The following is a 23243-nucleotide window of genomic DNA, read 5'->3' on the forward strand; positions in this document are numbered from 1 at the left end:
ACCTCCCACCGGGCGGTGAGAGGGGCAAACTTACGCGATCGCCGGGCTGGCGATAGCGGCTTTTGCATTTTCGTTAACTTTGTACATGTATGTGGTCGAATCCAGCGTGTTTTCAACCGACTGCGCATAAAACGGAATCGACCCCGCGGTCTGCCAGCCAAGCGAGCGGTAGAGATTGCTGGCCACGTCGCCACTGCGTGTATCCAGCACCAGCAAAACGAGTCCCTTTTCCCAAGCCAACTGTTCTGCCTGCATCATCAGCGCGCTTGCAATACCCTGGCGACGTGATTGAGGGTGAACAAGCAGCTTGGTAATTTCTGCCCGGTGGCGGCCATTAGGCGTGGCGCAATAGTTAACCATGACGGTACCGGCTGCCGTGCCGTTATCCAGGGCGATGAAAAGATCGCAATCGCGGCGCGCAAGGCTATCTATTTTTTCCTGCCAGAAACGATCGATGGCAGGACGGTCGGTGGGATCAATAAAACCGACACTCGCGCCATCTTTTACGCACGCCTGCAAAACATCACCTAATTCAGAGAAGCGTTGACGTGCCTCTTCAGCAGTAAGACATTTATATTCAATCATGATTTACATACCACCAGAATATAGTGGGCGCCAAGATTTTCATGTGCCCTGAATGATGAGGTTCCCGATAAATGAAAACGTAAACTGTCACCTTTTTTCAGATGCCAGGTTTCCGCATTCATGGTAATAATCAACTCCCCTGCATGTAACCAGATATATTGCTCAAGCCCCTGAACCGGTGGCTGAAGATATTCAATAAAAGCACCCGGACGTAATTTCCCGTCAATCATTTCGCAGCGGAAAGCGTTAGACGGCGGTATTAACAGACGCCGCTCAAACCCGCTGTGCTCATCATGCCACAGGCTCTGCTCCCCGGCCCGGAACAGGTTATCAGCGACCTGCTCAACCTCGCTGATCAGCCGGGACATGGTCATGCCGTATACGCTGCAGAGCTGGTTGAGCACTTCCGCGGTGGGGCTGACTTCACCCCGTTCAATGCGTGACAGTGAGGCTCTGCTTATTCCCGACGCCGCGGAAAGATCCTCCAGCGAACGGTTATGCTGCAGGCGTAGCGCGGCCAGACGTGCCGCCAGCTTTTCCCTGTAGTCCTGATTGTTCATACCCGCTTCCCGTATGTGAGACAAAATTCTCTAATGAGAGATAATACTGCACGCTGAACGCGAGTCAAGCACCGCTGAAAAAAATCCTGCAAAAGAAAAATTCACAATTTCAAGATAAAAAAACCTATTAAATTTTTGTTAAATTTTTTATTGCACCTGCGGGTAATTAAATTTATTACTAGTTAGCCAGGTATATTTCGTGACCAACAGAACAATTTAAAATAACCAACAGGACAACCTATGACAACCAAACCCGCCGCTGAAATCTGCGCGGCACCGGGGCTTTTTCAGACGCTAAAAACATTTCCTGCAACCGTACACGCGCTGCTCTTTTTTACCTTCGTCATACGGTTTAGCTATTTTATGGCATGGCCCTTTATCGCCGTGATCATGACCCAGAATTACCATATGTCTCCCATCGCCATTGGCGTAGCGATGACCAGCAGCGCCCTGATCTCGGTGGTGCTCGGCATGTACGGCGGGCAGATTTCGGACCGCATGGGGCGGCGGGTAATCCTTCTGTTGGGGTGCGGGTTCTCTGCCGTGGGTTATATCACGCTGGCGCAGGCGAGCGGGATGGGGCTGTTTATCACCGGCCTGATGATCATCGGGGTGTGCTTTGCCTGGGTCGATCCCCCGGTGCGCGCGCTGATGAGCGATCTGCTGGGTGACCGTCGTCGCCGGGCGCTGGCCCTGCAAATGCGCTACTACCTGATCAACGTCGCGGCGGTGTTTGGCCCGCTGGTGGGGCTGGTCTTTGGCCTGACATCCCAGAAGGGGACTTTCCTGATCACGGGCTTAACCTATCTGCCATTTTTCGTCTATGTACTGCTGTTTATCCCGGCGGGGAAACTGGTGGGTGAGCCACAGTCCGGCAGCGCGCCAGCCATCAGGCTGCATCAGATGATGGGGATTATCGCCAAAGACCGAATCTATGTTGCGGCGCTGCTGTGTAGCATCTTGTGCAGTATCGTTTTTATCCATTATGAAGCCGTCCTGCCGCAGTATCTGATACTACTTGATGGCAACGGGGCGGTGAAGCTCATCACCCTGATTCTGGTTACCAATGCCTGCACCGTGCTGGTGTTTCAAAGCCTGATTGTGCGGTTTATGGCGCAGATTAACCTGCCGAAACGGATACTTCTGGGCGGCGCCATTTTCGCCTTATCGCAGCTCTGCTTTTTTGCCACCCGTTCAACGGAGGTGTGGATCTGGCTGATCTTTACCGCCGTCTTCAGTATGGGGGAGGCGATTCTGATGCCAAACCTGAATATTTTGCTCGATCAGCTGGCGCCGGCGGAGCACCGGGGTGCCTATCTTGGGGCTTCAACGTTATCGACGCTGGGGGTTGCGGTCGGGCCGTTAATCGGCGGGGTGATGCTCGCCATGACCGGGGCGGGGGTATTTATCTGCACGGCCTTGCTCAGTCTACTGCTGTGCGCGATTATTTGTCTCAGCAGGGCACGGATGCTGGCACGTTTGCAGGAGACATAAAAGCGCCGGGGAGTGATGCGTGCACCACTCCCCGGCGAGATTTTCAGCGTTGGATCTTACGCCGCGACCAGGCTGTCGATAGCCGCTTTCGCGTCGTTCTGCGCTTTGGCCGCCACTTCCGGACCGTAAGCGATACCTTCAGCAAAGACGAAGTTCACGTCGGTGATGCCGATGAAGCCCAGGAACAGGGTCAGATACGGCGCTACCAGGTCAGTTGGGGTATCTTTGTGAATACCGCCACGGCTTGAAAGCACAATCGCACGTTTACCGGTGACCAGACCTTCTGGCCCTTTCTCGGTGTAGCGGAAGGTGACGCCCGCACGCGCTACCAGGTCGAAGTAGTTCTTCAGCTGGGTCGGGATGTTGAAGTTATACATCGGCGCGTTAATCACGATCACGTCGTGGGCTTTCAGCTCGGCAATCAGCTCATCGGAGAGCGCCAGCGCTTCCTGCTGACGTGGCGTCAGCGGCGCATCGCTCGGACGCAGGGCACCCACCAGCTCACCATCCAGTACCGGGATTGGCTGAGCGGCCAGATCGCGGACGGTGATTTCGTCACCGCTGTGCTGTTCACGCCACTGTTCAACGAAATAATCAGACAGCTGACCAGACTGAGAGTACCCTGCCAGAATACTGGATTTAAGAACTAATACTTTGCTCATGGGTGATTCCTTTGTTGTATTTGATGAGGGGGTTGCCCCGTTGCTTGCTGACACTCTATTCACAATCCTGTCGCAGGGATAGCGCAATATATCGAAGTCTATGTTCGAATTTTTTGAATAAGGCGCAAAAACCCGCGATGTGGTACTCTGTAGCAATCATTACAAAGAGATTTTATCCGGCAGTGCACTGCCCGTTAACGCTATGACAGAACAACAGAAATTAACCTTCCCGATGCTTATGCAACAGCTGGATCCGCTGATGTTGCGTGACAAACAGCGCTTTGCCCGCCGCCTGCATGGGGTAAAGAAGGTTAAAAATCCTGATGCACAACAGGCCATTTTCCAGGAGATGGCGAAAGAGATTGAACAGGCGGCGGGCAAGGTTGTGCTGCGCGAAGCCGCGCGCCCGGCCATTACCTATCCGGAAAACCTGCCCGTCAGCCAGAAAAAACAGGCGATCCTCGAAGCCGTGCGCGATCACCAGGTGGTGATTGTGGCGGGGGAGACCGGTTCGGGCAAAACCACCCAGCTGCCAAAAATTTGTATGGAGCTGGGGCGCGGGATCAAGGGCCTGATCGGCCACACCCAGCCGCGGCGTCTGGCGGCGCGAACGGTGGCGAACCGTATTGCCGAAGAGCTGCAAACCGAGCCGGGCGGCTGTATCGGCTATAAGGTGCGCTTCAGCGATCACGTCAGCGACAACACCATGGTCAAGCTGATGACCGACGGCATTCTGCTGGCGGAGATCCAGCAGGACCGGCTGCTGATGCAGTATGACACCATCATCATCGATGAAGCGCACGAGCGCAGCCTGAACATCGACTTCCTGCTGGGCTACCTGCGGGAGTTGCTGCCGCGTCGCCCGGATCTGAAAGTCATCATCACCTCGGCGACCATCGACCCGGAACGTTTTTCGCGTCATTTCAACAATGCGCCGATTATCGAAGTCTCGGGGCGCACCTATCCGGTTGAGGTCCGCTATCGTCCGATGGTGGAAGACGCCGACGACACCGAGCGCGACCAGCTCCAGGCCATTTTCGATGCGGTGGATGAGCTGGGGAATGAAAGCCCGGGCGATATCCTGATCTTTATGAGCGGCGAGCGCGAAATCCGCGACACCGCCGACGCGCTGAGCAAACGCGACCTGCGCCATACCGAGATCCTGCCGCTGTATGCGCGTCTCTCTAACAGCGAGCAGAACCGCGTCTTCCAGGCCCACAGCGGTCGCCGGATCGTGCTGGCGACCAACGTGGCGGAAACGTCCCTTACCGTGCCGGGCATTAAATATGTGATTGACCCCGGCACGGCGCGTATCAGCCGCTACAGCTACCGCACCAAGGTGCAGCGACTGCCGATCGAGCCGATTTCTCAGGCCTCCGCCAACCAGCGTAAGGGCCGCTGCGGACGTGTATCCGAAGGGATCTGTATCCGTCTCTATTCGGAAGACGATTTCCTCTCACGCCCGGAGTTTACCGACCCGGAAATTCTGCGTACCAACCTGGCGTCGGTTATTCTGCAAATGACTGCCCTCGGGCTGGGCGATATCGCCGCCTTCCCGTTTGTGGAAGCGCCGGACAAGCGCAACATCCAGGACGGCGTGCGCCTGCTGGAGGAACTGGGGGCAATCACCACCGACGAGCAGGCCACTGTCTACAAGCTGACCCCCATGGGCCGCCAGCTCAGCCAGCTGCCTGTTGACCCGCGCCTGGCGCGGATGGTGCTGGAGGCGCAAAAACATGGCTGCGTGCGCGAGGCGATGATCATCACTTCGGCGCTCTCCATCCAGGATCCGCGCGAGCGTCCGATGGACAAACAGCAGGCCTCCGACGAGAAGCATCGTCGCTTCCACGATAAAGAGTCCGACTTCCTCGCCTTTGTGAACCTGTGGAACTACATCGGCGAGCAGCAGAAAGCGCTGTCCTCAAACCAGTTCCGCCGCCAGTGCCGGGTCGATTTCCTTAACTACCTGCGGGTGCGCGAGTGGCAGGATATCTATACCCAGTTGCGCCAGGTGGTAAAAGAGTTGGGCATCCCGGTGAACAGCGAACCGGCGGAGTACCGCGAAATTCACATCGCGCTGCTGACCGGTCTGCTGTCGCATATCGGCATGAAGGATGCCGATAAACAGGAGTTTACCGGGGCGCGTAACGCCCGCTTCGCCATCTTCCCCGGTTCTGGCTTGTTCAAGAAGCCGCCGAAGTGGACGATGGTCGCCGAGCTGGTGGAGACCAGCCGCCTGTGGGGCCGCATTGCCGCGCGCATCGATCCGGAGTGGGTCGAACCGGTGGCGCAGCATCTGCTGAAGCGCTCATACAGTGAGCCGCACTGGGAGCGGGCGCAGGGGGCGGTAATGGCCACCGAGAAGGTCACCGTCTACGGTCTGCCGGTGGTGGCGGCGCGTAAGGTCAACTACAGCCAGATCGACCCGGCGCTCAGCCGCGAACTGTTTATCCGCCACGCGCTGGTGGAGGGGGACTGGCAGACGCGCCACGCCTTCTTCCGGGAAAATCTCAAGCTGCGCAGCGAAGTGGAAGAGCTGGAGCACAAAACCCGTCGCCGCGACATCCTGGTGGATGACGAGACGCTGTTTGAGTTTTACGACCAGCGCATCAGCCACGACGTGATTTCTGCCCGCCACTTTGACAGCTGGTGGAAAAAGGTCAGCCGCGAGACCCCGGACCTGCTCAACTTTGAAAAGAGCATGTTGATCAAAGAGGGGGCGGAGCAGGTCAGCAAGCTCGACTACCCGAACTTCTGGCACCAGGGCAACCTCAAGCTGCGCCTGAGCTACCAATTTGAACCGGGCACCGATGCCGACGGCGTGACCGTGCATATCCCGCTGCCGCTGCTCAACCAGGTGGAGGAGAGCGGGTTTGAGTGGCAGATCCCCGGCCTGCGCCGCGAGTTGGTTATCGCCCTGATTAAATCGCTGCCTAAACCGGTGCGCCGCAACTTTGTGCCTGCGCCGAACTACGCCGAGGCGTTTTTAGGCCGCGCCACGCCGCTGGAGCTGCCGCTGCTGGATTCGCTGGAGCGCGAGCTGCGTCGCATGACGGGCGTCACCATCGACCGCGAAGACTGGCACTGGGATCAGGTGCCCGATCACCTGAAAATCAGCTTCCGGGTGGTGGATGATAAAAACAGAAAGCTGCAGGAAGGCCGTTCCCTGACCGAGCTGAAAGAGGCCTTAAAAGGCAAGGTGCAGGAGACTCTCTCTGCCGTGGCCGACGACGGTATCGAACAGAGCGGGCTGCATATCTGGAGCTTTGGTCAGCTACCGGAAAGCTACGAGCAGAAGCGCGGCAACTACAAGGTCAAAGCCTGGCCCGCGCTGGTGGACGAGCGCGACAGCGTGGCGATCAAGCTGTTCGATAATCCGCAGGAGCAGCAGCAGGCGATGTGGCGCGGGCTGCGCCGTCTGTTGCTGTTGAACATCCCGTCGCCGATCAAATATCTGCACGAGAAGCTGCCGAACAAGGCCAAGCTGGGGCTCTACTTTAACCCGTACGGCAAGGTGCTGGATCTGATCGACGACTGCATCTCCTGCGGCGTGGACCAGTTGATCAACGCTGCGGGCGGCCCGGTCTGGACCGAAGAGGGGTTTGCGCAACTGCACGAAAAAGTGCGCGCTGAGCTCAACGAGACGGTGGTCAACATTGCGAAGCAGGTCGAGCAGATCCTGACCGCGGTGTTCAATATCAACAAGCGCCTGAAAGGGCGGGTGGATATGACCATGGCGCTGGGGCTGTCGGACGTGAAGGCCCAGATGGCGGGGCTGGTCTATCGCGGGTTTGTGACCGGCAACGGGTACAAGCGTTTAGGCGATACGCTGCGCTATCTGCAGGCGATTGAAAAACGTCTGGAGAAGATGGCGATCGATCCGCACCGCGACCGGGCGCAGATGTTGAAGGTGGAAGCGGTGCAGCAGCGCTGGCAGCAGTGGCTGAACAAGCTGCCACCGGCCCGCCGCGATGACGAAGATGTACAGGAGATCCGCTGGATGATTGAAGAGCTGCGTGTGAGCTTCTTTGCCCAGCAGCTGGGGACGCCATACCCCATCTCCGATAAGCGGATTTTGCAGGCGATGGAGCAGATCTCGGCTTAAAATCGCCGGGCGGCGCATGCGCTTGCCCGGCCTACAATATTGCATGGAAGCAATGGAGTCGTTTCGGTTAATAAAAGGCTAACAGCGGCTCCCTGGTCCGGCTGAAAATCGCCGAAGCGTTTCCGGAAGGCCGGGGCGAGGCGCATGGACGCGCCGAGAGGGCATAGCCTGCATGGATGCAGGCTGGTGCCCGACCCGAAAGCCTGAAGGAATAAGCTGAGGGGACCGCGAAGCGGCGATTTTCTTGCCGGGAGCCCGGGTCGCCAGGGCGGTGGCGATTGAGCCGCCCTGGCACGTTCACCGGTTCGGATGTATCAGAGAAGCAAGGAACGTGAGGTGAACGGAACCACCACCGGTGCCGCATGTAACAGCACCCCTCCCGCAGGGCCGGTAAGCGGTGTTTACCCGTTCACCATCGCCAGCGTAAACCCATCCCATCCCTTCACACCCACCGTCTGTAACGCGGTGGCGGTCAGGCGCGGGTTATCGCCGATCATCTCGATAAACCGCCGCACGCCATGCACCCGGGCGTCATCGCTTTGGCCGTTAACTACTTCTCCGTCCCGCACCACGTTATCGCCGATAATCACCGTTCCCGGCCGGGAGTAGTGCAGCGCCCACTCCAGATAGCCCGGGTTATTGGGTTTATCGGCATCAATAAAGATCAGATCGAAGGGCGGGATAGTATCGAAGCGCTCAAGGGAGAGCAGAGCCGGGCCTTCGATAAGCTCAATACGCTGCTCCAGTCCCGCCAGATGAATGTTCTGCCGTGCGACCTTAGCGTGAACCGGGTCGGCCTCGAGGGTGATCAGCTTCCCGTCCGGCGGCAGGGCGCGCGCCATCCAGATACTGCTGTAAGCCCCGAGGGTGCCAATCTCCAGAATGCGCCTCGCCTGGGTCATGCGGACAAACAGCGCCAGTAACTGCCCCTGATTGGCGGCGACGTCGTACGCCGGTAACCCAGCGCGCTGGTTATTATCAAGGACCTTTTGCAGCACCTCATCCTGAGGAATAAGCTCGGAAATCATGTAATTATCTACGTCAGACCACAGCTGTTGCATAGATTGACTCCTTAGTGCGTATATTGCCCGGCGGCGCTACGCTTGCACGGGCCTACGAAACCTGTAGGCCGGGCAAGCGTAGCGCCGCCCGGCGTTTACGATGCCGACCAGCCGCCGCCCAGCGCCTTATACAGATCGATCTGCGCCAGCAGCAGGTTATTTTTCGCCTGCACCACGCTGGTCTGCACCGAGAACAGCGTGCGCTGGGCGTCCAGCACGTCCAGATAGGATGAATAGCCGTTGCGATAGCGGTTCTGGGCGATCCGCAGCGTCTCCTGGGCGACCGCCTGCTGCGCCACCAGTTCGGTCAGCTGCTCGCCATAGCGGGCGATGGCATCCAGGCTGTCGTTCACCTCTTTAAAGGCGTTACGCACGGTTTTTTCATAGCTATAGAGCGCCTGGTTGCGCTGCGACTGGCCGATATCCACCTGGGCATTCAGCGCCTGACGGTTCAGCAGCGGGGCCAGAATACTGCCGCCGATGCTCCACAGCTCCAGCGGGTTGTCCAGCAGGCCGGGCAGGGTACGATCTTGGATCGATCCGCTCGCGGTCAGGTTGATCGACGGCAGCAGGCTGGCGCGCGAGGCCGCAAGCGAGGCATCGGCGGCAATAAGCTGGCGTTCCGCCTGCACAATATCCGGGCGACGATTGAGCAGCGACGAAGGGAGCTGCGACGGGATACGCAGCGGCGTCAGGGCATCGAAATCCGCGCTGCGGGCGATACTCCCCGGGTTGCTGCCCAGCAGCAGGCTGAGCGCATTCTCCTGACGGGCAATCTGGTTCTGCACCTGCGGGATCTGCGCCCGCGTCGAGCGCAGCTCGGAGTCGGACTGCATCAGCTCCAGGCGCGAACTGTAGCCGGTCTGATACTGCCGCTGTGCCAGATTAAAGGCCTCTTCCCGCGCTTTCAGGGTCGACTGCGTGACCTTAAGCTGCTCATCCAGCGCCAGCAGGGTGACGTAACCCGAGGCCACCGAGGAGGCCACCGTCAGATCTGCCGCGGCGGCGGCGGCTTTTTGCGCCTCGAGGCTCGCCCGGGCGGCGTCGGTGGTGCGGCGGTTCGCCCCCCAGATGTCCACGTCATAGCTGGCAGTCAGGCTGCCTTTGTAGAGCGCCCCGTAGGTGGGCAAACCGGTCGCCGCCGACTGGGAACGGGCGCGACCCGCATTCAGATCGGCATCCAGGGTCGGAAACAGACTGCCTTCGCTGGCGTAGACCCGGGCCTGATACTCGTTGATTCGCTCCCGGGCAATCAGCACATCACTGTTGTTGCGCAGGGCCTGGTCAACGTAAGCGTTGAGCTGGCTGTCGTGAAAATTGCGCCACCACACCTGTTCCGCCGGGCTGGTGGGGCCGGTAGCGGCGCGCCACTGGGCGGGGATTTGTAGCGTTGGCTTCGCTGGCTCAACATCCACCGACTGACAGCCGCTCAGCACGGCGGCCACCATCAGGGCAACAAGCGGGCGGCGGTTCATTCTGCCTCCCGGGTATCAATAGTCACCTGCACCGACATGCCCGGGCGCAGCCGCGCGGCGTCTTCTGCCTTACCCAGCACCTCAATGCGTACCGGAATACGCTGGGCGATCTTGACGAAGTTGCCCGTGGCGTTATCCGGCGTAATGGCGCTGAACTCCACCCCGGTGGCGGGGGAGATGCTCTGCACCCGGCCCTCATAGGCTTTGTCGTTCAGGGCGTCGACGGTGAATTTCACCGGCTGGCCGACGCGCAGGTTCGCCAGTTGGGTCTCTTTGATATTGGCGATCACCCAGTGCTGCGGCGGCACCAGGGTCGTGAGGTGGGTTCCGGCGGTCACATAGGCGCCCAGGCGGACGGCAATCTGCCCGAGCTGACCGTCGCGCGGCGCCACGATGCGGGTGTTTTGCAGGTCGATCTGCGCCAGCTCGAGGGCCGCCTTCGCGTTTTCGACGTCAGCCTCCAGCGCGGCGCGGTTAACGATGGCGGTTTGCAGATCCTGGCGCGACATCTCCAGCGTGGCTTTTGCCTGGTCGATGTTGGCGCTGCCCTGGGCGGCACTCGCCAGCGCCGCATCCCGCTCACGGATCGACAGCGAGCCATCGGCGGTGAGATCTTTTACGCGCTTGAGGTCAGCCTGGGTTTTCTGGCTCTGCGCGCGGGCGTTTTTCAGTGCCGCCTCGTTACGCTGGATCACCGCTTCGGCGCTTTTACGCTGTTGCAGGTTGTTGTTCAGCGCGGCTATTTTCATCGCCAGCTGGGCTTCAGCCTGGTGTACCCGCTGGCGGTAGATACGATCGTCAATCTGCAGCAGCAGGTCGCCTTTCTTTACCTGCTCAAAATCCTGCACCCTGACCTCGGTGATGTAGCCGTTCACCTGCGGGCTGATAAAGGTGGTCTGGCCGCGCACGTAGGCGTTATCGGTAAACTGGGTATGGCGGGTAAACGGCGGTAACTGCCAGGCGTAGAGGATCACCAACACGCCAACGATGCCGATGGCGGCAGCGGCGAACACTGACACCACGCGCAGATTATTACGGGTACTGGCCTGCTCTTTAGCGGCATCCTGCTGACTCATAACCACTCCTGGGAACGCACAATCATCATTATTGTATAAACCATTATTTACTGCCGGTGGCCTTTCTCAGCGCCAGACGGGCAGTGATACGCAGGCGCAACAAGCGCCATAAGATCCAGACCAGCGTGGCGGTGGCAATGCCAGCCGTCAGAAGATAAGTATCGTTGTAAGCGAGAATATTTGCCTGCAGCGTGCTGGCGTTCTGTAGTTGCAACGCCGACTGGGTGCTCAGCAGGGCGCTGTCGCCAATCAGGCTCCGGTACATCTGGCTGTAGATCTGCAGGCGCTCGTTCACCAGCGGATTAAGGCTGGTGAGCTGTTCCGCCAGCAGGCTGGAGTGGTACTTCTCACGCCAGGTCTGAAAGGTGCCGAGAATGGCGGAACCCAACAGCCCGCCGATGTTCTGGCTCATGCCGAACAGCACCGAAAAACTGACCAGGTTTCGCGGATCGGCAATCACCCCGCCAATCCCGGCCAGCATCGCCGGGGCAAGGAAGAAGGCGCTGCCGAAGCCAAGCAGGAACTGGCTCAGCATTAGCTGATCCGGGCGGGTGAGGCTGCTGGACTGGCTGTCGAGCAGCGAGGCGATAATCATCAGCACCAGCGAGGTGACAATCGGCCAGGCGAGCTTTGTCGGTTTGATGGTCAGGCAGCTGGCGGCGATGCCGCAGAGGATGCCGGCAAAAATCGCCCAGGCCAGGTGGGTCATCTGCTCGTTCTGCAACCCGACATACTGCAACCAGCCGATCACCCCGGTGTTCTGCTCCGCCAGCACGATGCGGATCAGCAGCATAATCAGCCCCAGGCGCAGGATGCTGCCGCTGGAGAGCCAGCGGGTATTCAGCAGCGGGTTGCTGCGGTTATGCTCAAAGACAATAGCTGAGACAATCAGCACCAGCGAACCTGCCAGCGCCCAGCCGATCCACGGCGTTTCAAACCACCACTCCAGCCGCCCAAGGGAGAGCACCGCGCAGAGCAGCGCCATCCCCGGAGCCAGCAGGATAAAGGTGATGAAATCTTTCTTCTCGAACACCTTGCGCCGATCCCCCGGGGGCAGCTTGAGGGCGATGACGCAGCCCAGCGAGATCAGCGCCAGACCCAGCTCAAAGAGATAGAGCCCGCGCCACTCGTCCAGTTGCAGCAGTTCAGTGGAGAAGAGCCGCGCAATGGGGATCGCCAGCGACGAACCGGTGATGCCGATAGTCAGAGCCTTCAGGCGATGTTTTGCCGGCCAGGCCTGGATCTGATAGTAGATCCCGAGCGAGCTGAGCGCCGCGGCCACCATACCGTGGGCGGCGCGCACCATCAGAGCCGAGCTGAGATCGTTGACGAAGAGGTGAAAGAAGGTCACCAGCACATAGAGCACCAGAAACCCTTCGGTGAAGGCGCGCAGGCCAAACTGCTGGCGAAACTTCACCAGCAGCAGGTTAATCGACACGTTGGTCATTACGTACACTGCGGGCAGCCAGGCGATCTCGGTGGACCAGGCGGCAAAGGTGCCCTGCAGATTTTGCAGGTTGGCCGAAACCATGGCATTGCCCAGCGCGCCGGTAAGGCATACCAGCAGTCCTACCACACCGTAAGCTACCCGTTTGGGCGTGCTGTGGATCGGAGTGGAGGGGGAGCCTAACAGCATTGGCTTTTCGTGAGGCTGCCACTCGCGAGGAGCATAAGGGTCGCGTTGGGGCAGTCGCATAGCGTTTATTACCTGTCGCATTGATGATAGTTAGTGGGCTAATGATTCTACGTCTGACGCAAAGTCTGTTTCAAGTGAATATGATAATAGCGGGTTAATCAAATGTGAGCGGTAAGTATGACAGCGGCCAGCAAGTGCTGGCCGCCCGGGGATCAGAGTTCGTGGGTTTGTGCGTTGATGACCGGGGCGCGTTTAACCCGGCTGGCACAGAAGATCGCAATCAGGGAGATGGTCACCGTGACCGCCAGATACCAGGCCACCGGCACCCAGTCGCCGTTATATTTCGCCAGCAGGCCGGTGGCAATCAGCGGCGCGGTGCCGCCCGCCAGGGCTGCGCCCAACTGATAGCCGAGGGTGATGCCGGTGTAGCGCACGTTGGCGGTGAAAATTTCTGAACAGAGGGTGCCGAGTACCGCGGTGACCGGTGCCCACAGCACGCCGAAAGCGATGACGGTAGCCAGCACGATGCCCCAGGTGGTGCCGGTGTTGAGCAGCATAAACCACGGCACGATAAACAGGCCGAGGACAAAGACGCTGACGGCATACATTCGCTGGCGACCGACCTTATCCGACAGCAACCCCATCAGCGGGATCATGATGGTGGCGACCAGCGCCCCGAGGGTCACGGCCTCCAGCGCCTGCGATTTCTGATAGCTGAGCGTGGTGGTGGCGTAGCTGACCACAAAGGTGGAGAAGATGTAGAAGGGCGCGGTCTCAACCACTTTCAGCCCGGCGGCGATCAGCACTTCGCGCCAGTGGTATTTCAGCGTATCGCGCAGCGGGGCTTTGGCCACCTTGCCGGAGGATTTCACCTTTTTAAACTCCGGCGTTTCGTCGATATCCTTACGGATCCACAGGCCGAGCAGCACCAGCACCGAACTCAGCAGGAACGGAATACGCCAGCCCCAGGAGAGGAAATCCTCTTCGCTGAATAGCGTCATCAGCGAGACGATAAAGGTCGCCATCAGCATGCCGATGGTCACCCCCGCCTGCGGAATACTGCCGAAGAAACCTTTACGCTTCTCCGGCGCGTACTCATAGGCCAGCAGCAGGGCGCCGCCCCATTCGCCGCCAATTCCCATTCCCTGAATAATGCGCATCAGGATCAGCAGGGCCGGGGCCCAGAGGCCAATCTGCTCATAGGTAGGTAACAGCCCAATCATCACGGTTGCACCCCCCATCAACGACAGGGTTAACACCAGCGTTTTTTTACGCCCGATACGATCCCCGATGTGGGCGAATATCACGCCACCGATGGGGCGGATAAAGAAAGTTAACGAGAACGAGAGATAGGACAAAATCAGGCCGATGACCGGGTCGACCATCGGGAAGAAGATCTTGTTGAACACCAGCGCCGCGGCTGTGCCGTAAAGAAAATAATCAAACCATTCAATGGCGCTGCCGGTGAGGCTGGCGACCAGCACCTTTTTATTTTTGCGTAAAACTGCGGTACTGCTTTCGTGTTGTTGTGTCATACCGTGATCCCGCCCAGTGGATGATGAAGCGGGTGACACCCGGCGCGCTTCGGGTGCAACCCAGAAAGTAAAAGGTTGTCGAATTGTTAAGCAACTTAGGGAGAGCTGTTACTTTTGGCAAGCAGGGCGAGGTGAAAACTGGTCAGATCACGCTGAAATAAGCAGCAATCACTGCTTTTAATGGCGATATTTCTGGCGCTTAATTTTTTTAATGGCCTAAGTTACAGCATATAATGCAGGTGCAACCGCCTGATTTTTGGACGTTTCTGGTTATTTCAGTTTAATGACTATTCTTATAAGGTAACTGCCGATTTCGCTTTCAGAGGGATCCTCTGTTAACCGACGGCCCGCGCGTTACCCTTAACTTACTTGCTGGAAGGAGGTAACGATGAGTCTCACAATCTTCCCGTCTCTGCCGGATAAAACGCTGGCCGCGGTCAATACCGTCGGGGCCTGGCTCGCTGAAGACAATCTGCCTTACAATCCGCCCGCGCTACAGCCGGATCTGGTGGTGCTGGCCGGTAATGCGGTGATCCCCTCCATCGACGCAGCCTGCCGTCTGGCGTCGGAGCTTGCCGTGCCGCTGCTGATCAGCGGCGGGATAGGCCATTCCACCACCTTCTTATACGCCGCCATCGCGCAGCATCCGCGTTATAACAAGGTGCGCACCACCGGCAAAGCCGAGGCCGCCATTCTGGCGGAGATCGCCCGGGAGTTCTGGCATATTCCGCCGGCGCGTCTGCTGGTGGAAGATCAATCCACCAACTGCGGTGAAAATGCCCGCTTCAGCGCCGCGACGATCCTCCATCATCAGCTAAGGGTGACGCGCGGGATAGTGGTCCAAGACCCGACCATGCAGCGGCGGACCATGGCGACCTTTGCCCGCGTCTGGCGCGATAAGCCAGATGCCCCGTCGTGGACCAGCCATCCTGGCATTGTGCCGCAGCTGCAAAACAGTGATGAGGGCCTGGTGTTCCGCGGCGGCGGCGAGGGGCTGTGGCCCGTCGAGCGCTATCTGTCGCTGGTGCTGGGCGAGCTGCCGCGCCTGCGGGATGACATCAATGGCTACGGTCCGCTTGGGCGCGATTTTATCATGCATGTGGATATTCCGGCCGAGGTGGAGGCGGCCTGGCAGATCCTGCGTCATGACGCCGTTCTCACCGAGGCGCTGGCGAGCCGCTCCCTGCTGTAACCTTGCCCGTTTGCGTGAAACTCATCGCAAACGGGCAACCTGATGTTGTCGGGATGAAATGATTTACGCCTGCTGACCCGTTTCTTTTATGAGATATCTCACAAAAACAGCGCGATAGGCTGGGATTGCGGATCGGGAACTGTAGTTTTTAACAATAATTTTACTTGTTAAAAACAGTGTAATTACAGGAGCGAGTCATGACAGTACCCGTACAACATCCTATGTATATCGATGGACAGTTTGTAGCCTGGCAGGGTGATGCCTGGATTGATGTCATCAATCCAGCCACCGAAGAGGTCATTTCCCGTATTCCCGACGGCAGCGCCGAAGATGCCCGCAAGGCGATTGACGCCGCCGAACGCGCCCAGGAGGCCTGGGAGGCACTGCCTGCCATCCAGCGCGCAGGTTGGCTACGTAAAATCGCGGCAGGCATTCGCGAGCGCGCCAGTGAAATTAGCGCCCTGATTGTGGCCGAAGGCGGCAAGATCCAGCAGCTCGCGGAGGTTGAGGTCTCCTTCACCGCCGACTATCTCGACTACATGGCGGAGTGGGCCCGCCGCTACGAGGGCGAAATTATCCAGAGCGATCGTCCGGGCGAAAACATTCTGCTGTTCAAACGTGCCCTGGGCGTCACCACTGGTATCCTGCCGTGGAACTTCCCGTTCTTCCTGATTGCCCGCAAGCTGGCACCTGCGCTGGTGACCGGCAACACCATCGTGATTAAGCCGAGCGAGTTCACCCCAAATAACGCCATCGCCTTCGCCAAAATCGTCGACGAGATCGGCCTGCCGAAAGGGGTCTTTAACCTGGTGCTGGGACGCGGGGAAACCGTGGGCCAGGAGCTGGCGGGCAATCCGAAAGTGGCGATGGTCAGCATGACCGGCAGCGTGGCCGCAGGTGAGAAAATCATGGCCGCCGCCGCGAAGAACATCACCAAAGTATGCCTGGAGCTGGGCGGTAAAGCCCCGGCTATCGTGATGGACGACGCAGATCTTGAGCTGGCGGTGAAGGCGATTGTCGACTCGCGGGTGATCAACACCGGACAGGTCTGTAACTGCGCCGAGCGCGTCTATGTGCAGAAGGGCATCTACGACCGCTTTGCAAACCGTCTGGGCGAGGCGATGAAAGCGGTGCAGTTTGGCAACCCGGCCGAGCGTAACGACATCGCCATGGGCCCGCTGATCAACGCCGCGGCGCTGGAGCGTGTTGAGCAGAAGGTGGCGCTGGCGGTAGAGCAGGGGGCGAAAGTGGTGCTGGGCGGCAAAGCGGTGGAAGGCAAGGGCTACTTCTATCCGCCGACGCTGCTGCTGGACGTGCGTCAGGAGATGAGCATCATGCACGAAGAGACCTTCGGGCCGGTGCTGCCGGTGGTGGTGTTTGACACCTTAGAAGAGGCGCTGAAGATGGCCAACGACAGCGACTATGGCCTGACATCCTCGATTTATACCCGGGATCTGAACGTGGCGATGAAGGCCATTAAAGGGCTGAAGTTCGGCGAAACCTACATCAACCGCGAGAACTTTGAAGCGATGCAGGGCTTCCATGCGGGCTGGCGTAAATCGGGGATCGGCGGAGCGGATGGTAAACACGGCCTGCACGAGTATTTGCAGACCCAGGTAGTCTATTTGCAGTCGTGATAAACACGCCGGGTGGCGCTGCGCTTACCCGGCCTACAAAACCGGCAAACAGCATCATACACGTAGGCCGGGTAAGGCGAAGCCGCCACCCGGCACCCCAGGCTTACACCTTCGTCGCAATCCAGTTCATCATCAGTTCCGGCCAGAGGGCCACCGGCAGCCCCTGGGCATCGCGGATGCCAAATCCATGCTTCCCGCGCTCGAACAGATGCATCTCAACCGGCACCCCAACACGGCGCAGGGCGCTGAACATCGCCAGGCTGTTCTCAACCTTCACCGCCGGGTCGTCGGCGGCATGCAGCAGGAAGGTCGGCGGGGCGTCGCGGGTGACGCGCTCTTCCAGCGAGTAGCGATGGATCAAATCCTCGCCAGGGTTGTCGCCCATCAACTCATGGCGCGAGCCCGAATGATGGTGCTCGTCACGCATGGTGATCACCGGATACACCAGCGCCATAAAGGCCGGACGGGCAGGGTACTCGTCGACGGCGTCCAGCGGGGCGTATACCGTTTCGTCATGGCGTGTGCCGAGGCTCGCCGCCACGTGCCCGCCTGCCGAGAAGCCCAGTATCCCAATACGGGCCGGATCCAGCTTCCACTCCCCGGCACTGGCGCGAATCACCCGCATCGCCCGCTGAACGTCCGCCAGCGGCGCGTCGGCACCCTCCTCATGACCATCCCCCGGCATGCGGTAGGTCATCACAAACAGGGTATAGCCGCGGGCATTAAAGAAGGAGGCCAGCGCGCTGCCCTCTTTATCCAGCACCACGCGGCGGTATGAGCCGCCCGGCGTCACCAGGATGCCCACCCCGTTAGGTTTGCTCGGGGCATAGACGGTTATCTCCGGGGCGCGGATGCCGGTGACGGCGCGATCAAAGTGGGAGGTACCGGTATGGTGGGGTTCCGGGGTAAAGACGGCATCGCTGGTACGTGCGCCCGGGGCTTCATTATCGGGCCAAATGGTAAAGGTGACCGAACGGCTGACGGCGTGGGCCATATTCTGTTCGAGTGTCTCGCGGCTGAGTGCTTCCATGTTAACGCTCCCTCTCTGGAAAGCGTTTGTTATAGCAGGGTTAACGGAATGAAAACCTGAACAGTTTCACAGGTTGCGGACAGCTGGGCTGTCCGCAGGGGAATTACAGCGCAGCGAACTTATCCAGGGTTCGCACCAGCTGGGTGACAAAGCCGTATTCGTTGTCGTACCAGGCGACGGTTTTCACCAGCTGGACATCGCCCGCCTCGGTGACTTCCGTCTGGGTGGCATCGAATATCGACCCAAAGTGGGTGCCGATCACATCGGACGAGACAATCTCCTCGTCGGTATAGCCGAAGGATTCGTTGCCCTCGGTGGCCTTTTTCAGCGCCTGATGGATCTCATCGACGCTCACTTTTTTCTCCAGAATCGAGACCAGCTCGGTCACGGAGCCGGTTTTGACCGGCACGCGCTGGGCATGGCCCTTCAGCTTGCCGCTCAGGGCGGGGATCACCAGCCCAATCGCCTTCGCCGCGCCGGTGGTGTGCGGGATGATGTTTTCTGCTGCGGCACGAGAGGCGCGCAGATCCTTGCCGCGCGGCCCATCCACCAGCGCCTGGGTGCCGGTATAGGCGTGGATGGTGGTCATGGTGCCCGCCTTGATGCCAAAGGAATCCTGCAGCACTTTTGCCAGCGGGGCCAGGCAGTTGGTGGTGCAGGAGGCGACAGAGATAATGGTGTCGCTGGCCTCGATCGTGTCGTCGTTAACGTTAAAGACGATGGTTTTCATCTCACCGGCTGGGGCGGAGATCAGCACTTTTTTGGCGCCCGCGTCCAGGTGGGCCTGGGATTTCTCCTGCGAGGTGTAGAACCCGGTGCACTCCACCACCAGCTCCACGCCCGCGGCTTTCCACGGAATGTGTTTCGCCTCTTTTTCGGCATACACCGAAATGGACTTGCCGTCGACGATCAGCGAGTCTTCTGTGAAGTCGACGCTCCAGGGGAAGGGGCCATAGTTAGAGTCATGTTTTAACAGGTAGGCCAGCACTTTCGGCGACGTCAAATCATTAATCGCCACCACGCTATTACTGTCCTGCGTTTCCAGCAACCGACGGAGAACCAGTCGGCCAATACGACCAAAACCGTTAATGCCAATTTTACTCATGATCTTCTCCTGTGTGATGTACGGGACGATGAACTCATCCAGGATTAGACCATGAAGCCCAGCGAGGCAATTGAAGATGGCTCATCTGCACGGAAGTTTTTGAAAAATAGGGGACAATAATTAATGAATTTTTAGCTGAAGCTGGGTTATTTTACGTTTTTTAGCCTTCTGTTCAGGAAAGACTATGCGCAATAAATACACCGGCCTGCAAATCACGATCCACTGGCTGGTTTTTCTGCTGGTGATCGTGGCCTACTGTGCCATGGAGTTTCGCGGCTTTTTCCCGCGCAGCGACCGCCCGCTAATCAACATGATCCACGTCTCCTGCGGGATCTCTGTTCTGGTGCTGATGGTCGCGCGTCTGCTGGTGCGTCTTAAGTATCCCGCACCGCCAATCGTGCCTAAGCCAAAACCGATGTATACCCGCTTATCCCATCTGGGGCACCTCGCCATCTATCTGCTGTTTATTGCCCTGCCGCTGATTGGGTTGGTGATGATGTATAACCGGGGTAATACCTGGTTTGCGTTCGGGCTGGGGATGCCGCACGCTGCCGAGTCCAATTTTGACCTCGTGGACACGCTGAAAGCCTGGCACGTCACCCTGGCGAAGCTGGGCTATTTCGTTATCGGGATCCACGCCTTTGCCGCGCTGCTTCACCACTACTACTGGAAAGACAACACCCTCCTGCGCATGATGCCGAAAAAACGCTAAGGGGATCCTGTGTCCCGTAAGCTGCGCAAAGTGCTGTTTGCTACCGGCATCGGCCATTTTGTCGAATGGTTTGATTTCGGGCTTTACGGCACGCTGGCCGCGTTTATTGGCCTGCATTTTTTCCAGGCTGAAGATCCGGCGCTGGCTTTACTGTCGTCGTTCGCGGTGTTTGGCGCCGGGTTTGTGATGCGTCCGCTGGGCGGGCTGTGGTTTGGCTCCCTCGGGGATCGCATCGGACGCCGCAAGGTACTGACGACCGTGATCATTTTGACCTCGGGCGCCACCTTTCTGATCGGACTGCTGCCCACCTATTCGCAGGTGGGGCTTCTCGCCACGGTGCTGCTGGTGCTGGTGCGGCTGATTCAGGGATTTGCCGCCGGGGGCGAAAGCGCAGGGGCCACCACCTTTCTGGCCGAGTATGCCCCCGCCCATCGCCGGGGCTATTTTACCTGCTGGATCGATAACTTCGGCTTTCTGGCCTTTGTTGCCGCCTCTGGCCTGGTGTTGCTGCTCACCACGGTGCTGGGAGAGGCGGTGATGAATGAGTGGGGCTGGCGCATTCCGTTTTTGCTCGCCGGGCCGCTGGGCTGGATTGGCCTCTACCTGCGCACCCAACTTCAAGACCCCCCCGAGTTCCTGGCCTTAAAGAGAAGCAATAATACGGAGGCCGCCCCGCTGTACACGGCGGTCACCACCGAGCGACGCGCGCTGGGCTTCTGCATCGGTTTTGTGGTGATCAAGGCGGTGGGACACTGGATGTTACAGGCTTTTATTCCCGCCTACCTGACGACGGAGCTGCGCTTTCAGACGACGCAGGCGTACATTATTACCACGTTCGGGCTCCTGGCTGTCGCGGTGATGGTGCCCTTTATGGGATATCTGTCGGACAGGTTTGGCCGCAGGCCGCTGATGCTGGCGGGTTGCGTGGGGTTTATCTTCCTGAGCTGGCCTGCCATGGGATTGATGGCGCAGGGCGATATCGTCTACGCGCTACTGGCGATGCTGCTGCTGGGGATCTGCATTGCCGCCTTTGACGGGGCCAGTTGCGCGGCTATCGCGGAGCTGTTTCCTACCCGCATTCGTTTTGGCAGTATCGCCATCGCCTATAACCTGGCGGTGGCGTTCTTTGGCGGCATCACGCCGTGGTTTTCGACCTGGCTGGTTATAAAGAGCGGCAATCCGCTCTCACCCGCGCTGTTTGTCATGGCGGCCGCCTTGATCACCTTCCTGACAGTATTACGGGCGAAAGAGACCGCCGGTCTGCCGCTGCGTACGGCATAAAAAAACCCGGCGGGGAAGGCCGGGCAAATAACAAAGCACAACAAATGTTGCATCACTTAACAGCTGATTACTTCAGATCGCGGTGCGCCATGGCGTTGACCAGGTACGACTGACGCTGACTGAGCCTCACTTCACTGTCAGCGTCACGACCCCTGATGATATTGAGCGCCGGGCCGCCGCTATCCGGTGAACGGGTACACTCCGCATCCTCCGGAATTATCCAGCCGACATCATCACGGGTGCGATGATTATTGCGTGCGTTACGAACTCTGCGTCTTAAATGCATACTCTAACCTCCGTATAATTTATCGGGCTGCGTTTGCATAGTGTGGCAAAATTGCCGCTCGGTACGTCCATGAATATATTGTCTGACATATCGCGGTTAGCGGAAAATATATCGCAGCGGATTACGCTGCGGGTTTGCGTCCGCCACCACGACTATTTTGTCCGCCTTTTTTCCCCGCTTCGGATGCCCGCTGCGGGTCGTTCTTGAAGTTACCGCCGCTACTCTGTCCGCCTTTACGGCCCGCCTGGTATGCACGCTCCCGGTCTTCTGCGAAATTGCCGGAACCGCCTCGATGATTAGCCATAACTTGTCTCCAGTTTTCGTTGAGAATACTTTAAGGAAAACTAACTTCCTCAAATGCGTGCACAAATAAATGTAGACAGAACGGAACAAACGTCAATAAGCCTCCCGATGCGTTTTTTGCTTGCTCATGGCTAACAAATTTTAATTTTTTACCGGCTCCAGGAAATATATCCTCGCTAATAAATAAGTTAGCCTCCCTTATATATCTGCCGAATAATTTTCGGTTGATGAAAGGTGTTTACAGATTCATAAAATAATTCCCACTCTGAGGAAATTTGAGATAAGTCTTAACGGCTCTGCTCAAGCTCAATGGCCGCGCTGACCCGTAAATCGGGTGGCTGGCAGGTGATCAGCTGGGCGCTGATTATCGCACTACCTTTCATGGTGGTTGCCGCTCTGCTGACAATGCCTGCATCATTGCATGGGGCAGGCTTTTCGGGCTGGGGCTCCCGCCACGCTGTTACATGAGAGGGTGAGCCCGTTGATGGTGTTTATCATCTTTGGCGTGATTCTTTGTGTCGTGGGATCACGAAAATTTTGCCGCTAATTTTATAAGGGATTCAGGATGTTTACAGGTCTGAGCGCATTTCCTCTCACGCCGTTGGTGAAGGGTGAGATTGATGAAAACGCCTTTGTTGCGCTGATTGAGGCGCTTGCAGCGGCAGAGGTGAATTCCATCGGCGCGCTGGGCTCTACGGGGAGTTACGCCTACTTAACCCGGGAGCAGCGTTTCGCCGCCACAAGGCTGGCGGTGAGCGCCGCCGCGGGCGTGCCGGTGATGACCAGTATCGGCAGCGTCAACGCAGAAGAGATCGTGAGACTGGCAGAGGATGCGCAAAAGGCCGGGGTGAGCGGTCTGCTGCTGGCCCCGCTCTGTTACCAGAAACTGACGGCGGAAGAGGTGTTCCGCCTCTACGAGCGCGTCTGCGGTGAAATTTCCGTTCCGCTCTGTATCTACGACAATCCGGCGACCAGCGGCTTTGAATTTAATGATGAACTGCTGGTGGCGCTGTCGTTTTTACCCAACATGGGCTCCATCAAGCTCGGCGATCTGCCAGCCGATCTGGCTGGCGCGGCAGCCCGTGTGGCGGCGCTGAAAAGCCAGGTGGCAAAGGGTGTCACGATTGGCATCAGCGGTGATGCGCAGTCTGCGAAGGGGCTGCTGGCGGGGTGTGACGTCTGGTACTCGGTGCTGGGCGGCCTTTTCCCGGATTATTGCCTGCGGTTGACGCAGGCGGCGCTGCGGGGGGATGTGGAGGAGACCCGGCGGCTTAACGGCGCACTGGAGCCGTTATGGGAATTCTTCCGTCGATACGGGAGCTTGCGGGTGATTGCGACAGTGGCGGAGTTGCGTGGGAGAGTTGCGGCGCCGTGTTTGCCTTTTCCGTTGCAGACGCTGGCGGGGGCGGAGCGGGATGCGTTGCAGGAGGTGGCAGAGCGGGTTTTGTAGGCCCGTGCAAGCGAAGCGCCGCCGGGCAATGCGCGGGCGGCCTGGCGATATCACCGAA

At 58.6% G+C, this 23243-nt stretch carries 19 protein-coding genes and 1 pseudogene; 8 read left to right on the forward strand and 12 right to left on the reverse strand.

Annotation, left to right across the window (positions count from 1 at the left end; genetic code table 11):
- Positions 1 to 30 precede the first annotated feature (30 nt).
- Together DVA44_RS11000 and DVA44_RS11005 are read right to left on the reverse strand one after the other, a co-directional pair.
- Positions 31 to 585 (reverse strand): GNAT family N-acetyltransferase, encoded by a 555-nt coding sequence (locus DVA44_RS11000; protein ID WP_114386780.1) that lies wholly within the window; start codon positions 583 to 585, stop codon positions 31 to 33.
- Positions 582 to 1145 carry a helix-turn-helix transcriptional regulator gene (locus tag DVA44_RS11005; RefSeq protein ID WP_114386782.1) on the reverse strand — a complete coding sequence of 188 codons (564 nt, stop codon included), beginning with the start codon at positions 1143 to 1145 and terminating at the stop codon, positions 582 to 584. The genes DVA44_RS11000 and DVA44_RS11005 overlap by 4 nt, the downstream gene beginning before the upstream one ends.
- A gap of 240 nt (positions 1146 to 1385) precedes the next feature.
- Between DVA44_RS11005 and DVA44_RS11010 the strand changes: the two genes are divergently transcribed.
- Positions 1386 to 2639: an MFS transporter gene (locus DVA44_RS11010; RefSeq protein WP_114386784.1), complete on the forward strand. Its 1254-nt coding sequence runs from the start codon at positions 1386 to 1388 to the stop codon at positions 2637 to 2639.
- A gap of 56 nt (positions 2640 to 2695) precedes the next feature.
- Here the strand turns inward: DVA44_RS11010 and azoR are convergent, their stop codons facing one another.
- A complete protein-coding gene (gene azoR, locus DVA44_RS11015; protein WP_114386786.1) occupies positions 2696 to 3301 on the reverse strand; it encodes an FMN-dependent NADH-azoreductase in 606 nt (201 codons plus the stop codon).
- Positions 3302 to 3503: 202 nt separating this feature from the next.
- On the opposite strand from azoR, the gene hrpA reads away from it, so the two are divergent.
- Positions 3504 to 7406 carry an ATP-dependent RNA helicase HrpA gene (gene hrpA / locus DVA44_RS11020; RefSeq protein WP_114386788.1) on the forward strand — a complete coding sequence of 1301 codons (3903 nt, stop codon included), beginning with the start codon at positions 3504 to 3506 and terminating at the stop codon, positions 7404 to 7406.
- 401 nt (positions 7407 to 7807) lie between these two features.
- Here hrpA and DVA44_RS11030 read toward each other — a convergent pair whose 3' ends face one another.
- The 5 genes from DVA44_RS11030 to DVA44_RS11050 form a co-directional block, all read right to left on the reverse strand.
- A complete protein-coding gene (locus DVA44_RS11030) occupies positions 7808 to 8467 on the reverse strand; it encodes an O-methyltransferase (RefSeq protein WP_114386790.1) in 660 nt (219 codons plus the stop codon).
- A 95-nt stretch (positions 8468 to 8562) separates the two neighbouring features.
- Positions 8563 to 9942 carry an efflux transporter outer membrane subunit gene (locus tag DVA44_RS11035; RefSeq protein WP_114386792.1) on the reverse strand — a complete coding sequence of 460 codons (1380 nt, stop codon included), beginning with the start codon at positions 9940 to 9942 and terminating at the stop codon, positions 8563 to 8565.
- A complete protein-coding gene (locus tag DVA44_RS11040; RefSeq protein WP_114386794.1) occupies positions 9939 to 11018 on the reverse strand; it encodes an HlyD family secretion protein in 1080 nt (359 codons plus the stop codon). The genes DVA44_RS11035 and DVA44_RS11040 overlap by 4 nt, the downstream gene beginning before the upstream one ends.
- A 43-nt stretch (positions 11019 to 11061) precedes the next feature.
- The gene (locus DVA44_RS11045) at positions 11062 to 12714 is read right to left on the reverse strand and encodes an MFS transporter (RefSeq protein ID WP_168194474.1); all 1653 of its coding nucleotides are present in this window, start codon (positions 12712 to 12714) and stop codon (positions 11062 to 11064) included.
- Between the two features lie 152 nt (positions 12715 to 12866).
- Positions 12867 to 14189: an MFS transporter gene (locus DVA44_RS11050; protein WP_103179779.1), complete on the reverse strand. Its 1323-nt coding sequence runs from the start codon at positions 14187 to 14189 to the stop codon at positions 12867 to 12869.
- A 388-nt stretch (positions 14190 to 14577) separates the two neighbouring features.
- Here DVA44_RS11050 and DVA44_RS11055 point away from each other — a divergent pair, with 388 nt between their 5' ends.
- Together DVA44_RS11055 and aldA are read left to right on the forward strand one after the other, a co-directional pair.
- Positions 14578 to 15381, forward strand: coding sequence for a YdcF family protein (locus DVA44_RS11055; protein WP_114386796.1), 804 nt, complete (start codon positions 14578 to 14580; stop codon positions 15379 to 15381).
- Between the two features lie 197 nt (positions 15382 to 15578).
- On the forward strand, positions 15579 to 17018 hold the full coding sequence (gene aldA / locus DVA44_RS11060; protein WP_114386798.1) for an aldehyde dehydrogenase: 1440 nt from the start codon (positions 15579 to 15581) through the stop codon (positions 17016 to 17018).
- Positions 17019 to 17121: 103 nt separating this feature from the next.
- Here the strand turns inward: aldA and DVA44_RS11065 are convergent, their stop codons facing one another.
- Entirely contained in the window at positions 17122 to 18048 is a 927-nt protein-coding gene (locus tag DVA44_RS11065) for an alpha/beta hydrolase (protein WP_114386800.1), read from the reverse strand.
- Between the two features lie 103 nt (positions 18049 to 18151).
- The gene (gene gap / locus DVA44_RS11070; RefSeq protein WP_114386801.1) at positions 18152 to 19153 is read right to left on the reverse strand and encodes a type I glyceraldehyde-3-phosphate dehydrogenase; all 1002 of its coding nucleotides are present in this window, start codon (positions 19151 to 19153) and stop codon (positions 18152 to 18154) included.
- A 184-nt stretch (positions 19154 to 19337) separates the two neighbouring features.
- Here gap and cybB point away from each other — a divergent pair, with 184 nt between their 5' ends.
- Positions 19338 to 19865 (forward strand): cytochrome b561, encoded by a 528-nt coding sequence (gene cybB, locus DVA44_RS11075; protein WP_114386802.1) that lies wholly within the window; start codon positions 19338 to 19340, stop codon positions 19863 to 19865.
- 9 nt (positions 19866 to 19874) lie between these two features.
- A complete protein-coding gene (locus tag DVA44_RS11080) occupies positions 19875 to 21146 on the forward strand; it encodes an MFS transporter (protein WP_246843620.1) in 1272 nt (423 codons plus the stop codon).
- Positions 21147 to 21213: 67 nt separating this feature from the next.
- On the opposite strand, the gene DVA44_RS11085 is transcribed toward DVA44_RS11080, so the two are convergent.
- Positions 21214 to 21432, reverse strand: a complete 219-nt coding sequence (locus DVA44_RS11085; protein ID WP_103822130.1) for a hypothetical protein — start codon at positions 21430 to 21432, stop codon at positions 21214 to 21216.
- A 121-nt stretch (positions 21433 to 21553) separates the two neighbouring features.
- A complete protein-coding gene (locus DVA44_RS11090; protein WP_114386804.1) occupies positions 21554 to 21736 on the reverse strand; it encodes a general stress protein in 183 nt (60 codons plus the stop codon).
- A 311-nt stretch (positions 21737 to 22047) separates the two neighbouring features.
- Between DVA44_RS11090 and DVA44_RS25990 the strand changes: the two are divergent.
- Both DVA44_RS25990 and DVA44_RS11095 read left to right on the forward strand, forming a co-directional pair.
- Positions 22048 to 22282 (forward strand): annotated as a pseudogene (locus DVA44_RS25990) (EamA/RhaT family transporter); the annotation flags it as partial.
- A gap of 18 nt (positions 22283 to 22300) precedes the next feature.
- A complete protein-coding gene (locus DVA44_RS11095; RefSeq protein ID WP_114386806.1) occupies positions 22301 to 23185 on the forward strand; it encodes a dihydrodipicolinate synthase family protein in 885 nt (294 codons plus the stop codon).
- The last annotated feature ends 58 nt before the right edge of the window (positions 23186 to 23243 follow it).

It is taken from the genome of Leclercia sp. W17 (genome assembly GCF_003336325.1).
In the GTDB taxonomy this organism is placed as follows: domain Bacteria; phylum Pseudomonadota; class Gammaproteobacteria; order Enterobacterales; family Enterobacteriaceae; genus Enterobacter.

Bases quoted from the DNA above. Each gene is read 5' to 3' on its own strand.
- DVA44_RS11010 (WP_114386784.1), top strand. From the start codon at position 1,386: ATGACAACCAAACCCGCCGCTGAAATCTGCGCGGCACCGGGGCTTTTT.
- gap (WP_114386801.1), bottom strand. From the start codon at position 19,153: ATGAGTAAAATTGGCATTAACGGTTTTGGTCGTATTGGCCGACTGGTT.
- DVA44_RS11040 (WP_114386794.1), bottom strand. From the start codon at position 11,018: ATGAGTCAGCAGGATGCCGCTAAAGAGCAGGCCAGTACCCGTAATAAT.
- DVA44_RS11005 (WP_114386782.1), bottom strand. From the start codon at position 1,145: ATGAACAATCAGGACTACAGGGAAAAGCTGGCGGCACGTCTGGCCGCG.
- DVA44_RS11055 (WP_114386796.1), top strand. From the start codon at position 14,578: ATGAGTCTCACAATCTTCCCGTCTCTGCCGGATAAAACGCTGGCCGCG.
- aldA (WP_114386798.1), top strand. From the start codon at position 15,579: ATGACAGTACCCGTACAACATCCTATGTATATCGATGGACAGTTTGTA.
- DVA44_RS11030 (WP_114386790.1), bottom strand. From the start codon at position 8,467: ATGCAACAGCTGTGGTCTGACGTAGATAATTACATGATTTCCGAGCTT.
- hrpA (WP_114386788.1), top strand. From the start codon at position 3,504: ATGACAGAACAACAGAAATTAACCTTCCCGATGCTTATGCAACAGCTG.
- DVA44_RS11085 (WP_103822130.1), bottom strand. From the start codon at position 21,432: ATGCATTTAAGACGCAGAGTTCGTAACGCACGCAATAATCATCGCACC.
- DVA44_RS11045 (WP_168194474.1), bottom strand. From the start codon at position 12,714: ATGCGACTGCCCCAACGCGACCCTTATGCTCCTCGCGAGTGGCAGCCT.
- azoR (WP_114386786.1), bottom strand. From the start codon at position 3,301: ATGAGCAAAGTATTAGTTCTTAAATCCAGTATTCTGGCAGGGTACTCT.
- cybB (WP_114386802.1), top strand. From the start codon at position 19,338: ATGCGCAATAAATACACCGGCCTGCAAATCACGATCCACTGGCTGGTT.
- DVA44_RS11095 (WP_114386806.1), top strand. From the start codon at position 22,301: ATGTTTACAGGTCTGAGCGCATTTCCTCTCACGCCGTTGGTGAAGGGT.
- DVA44_RS11035 (WP_114386792.1), bottom strand. From the start codon at position 9,942: ATGAACCGCCGCCCGCTTGTTGCCCTGATGGTGGCCGCCGTGCTGAGC.
- DVA44_RS11000 (WP_114386780.1), bottom strand. From the start codon at position 585: ATGATTGAATATAAATGTCTTACTGCTGAAGAGGCACGTCAACGCTTC.
- DVA44_RS11065 (WP_114386800.1), bottom strand. From the start codon at position 18,048: ATGGAAGCACTCAGCCGCGAGACACTCGAACAGAATATGGCCCACGCC.
- DVA44_RS11090 (WP_114386804.1), bottom strand. From the start codon at position 21,736: ATGGCTAATCATCGAGGCGGTTCCGGCAATTTCGCAGAAGACCGGGAG.
- DVA44_RS11050 (WP_103179779.1), bottom strand. From the start codon at position 14,189: ATGACACAACAACACGAAAGCAGTACCGCAGTTTTACGCAAAAATAAA.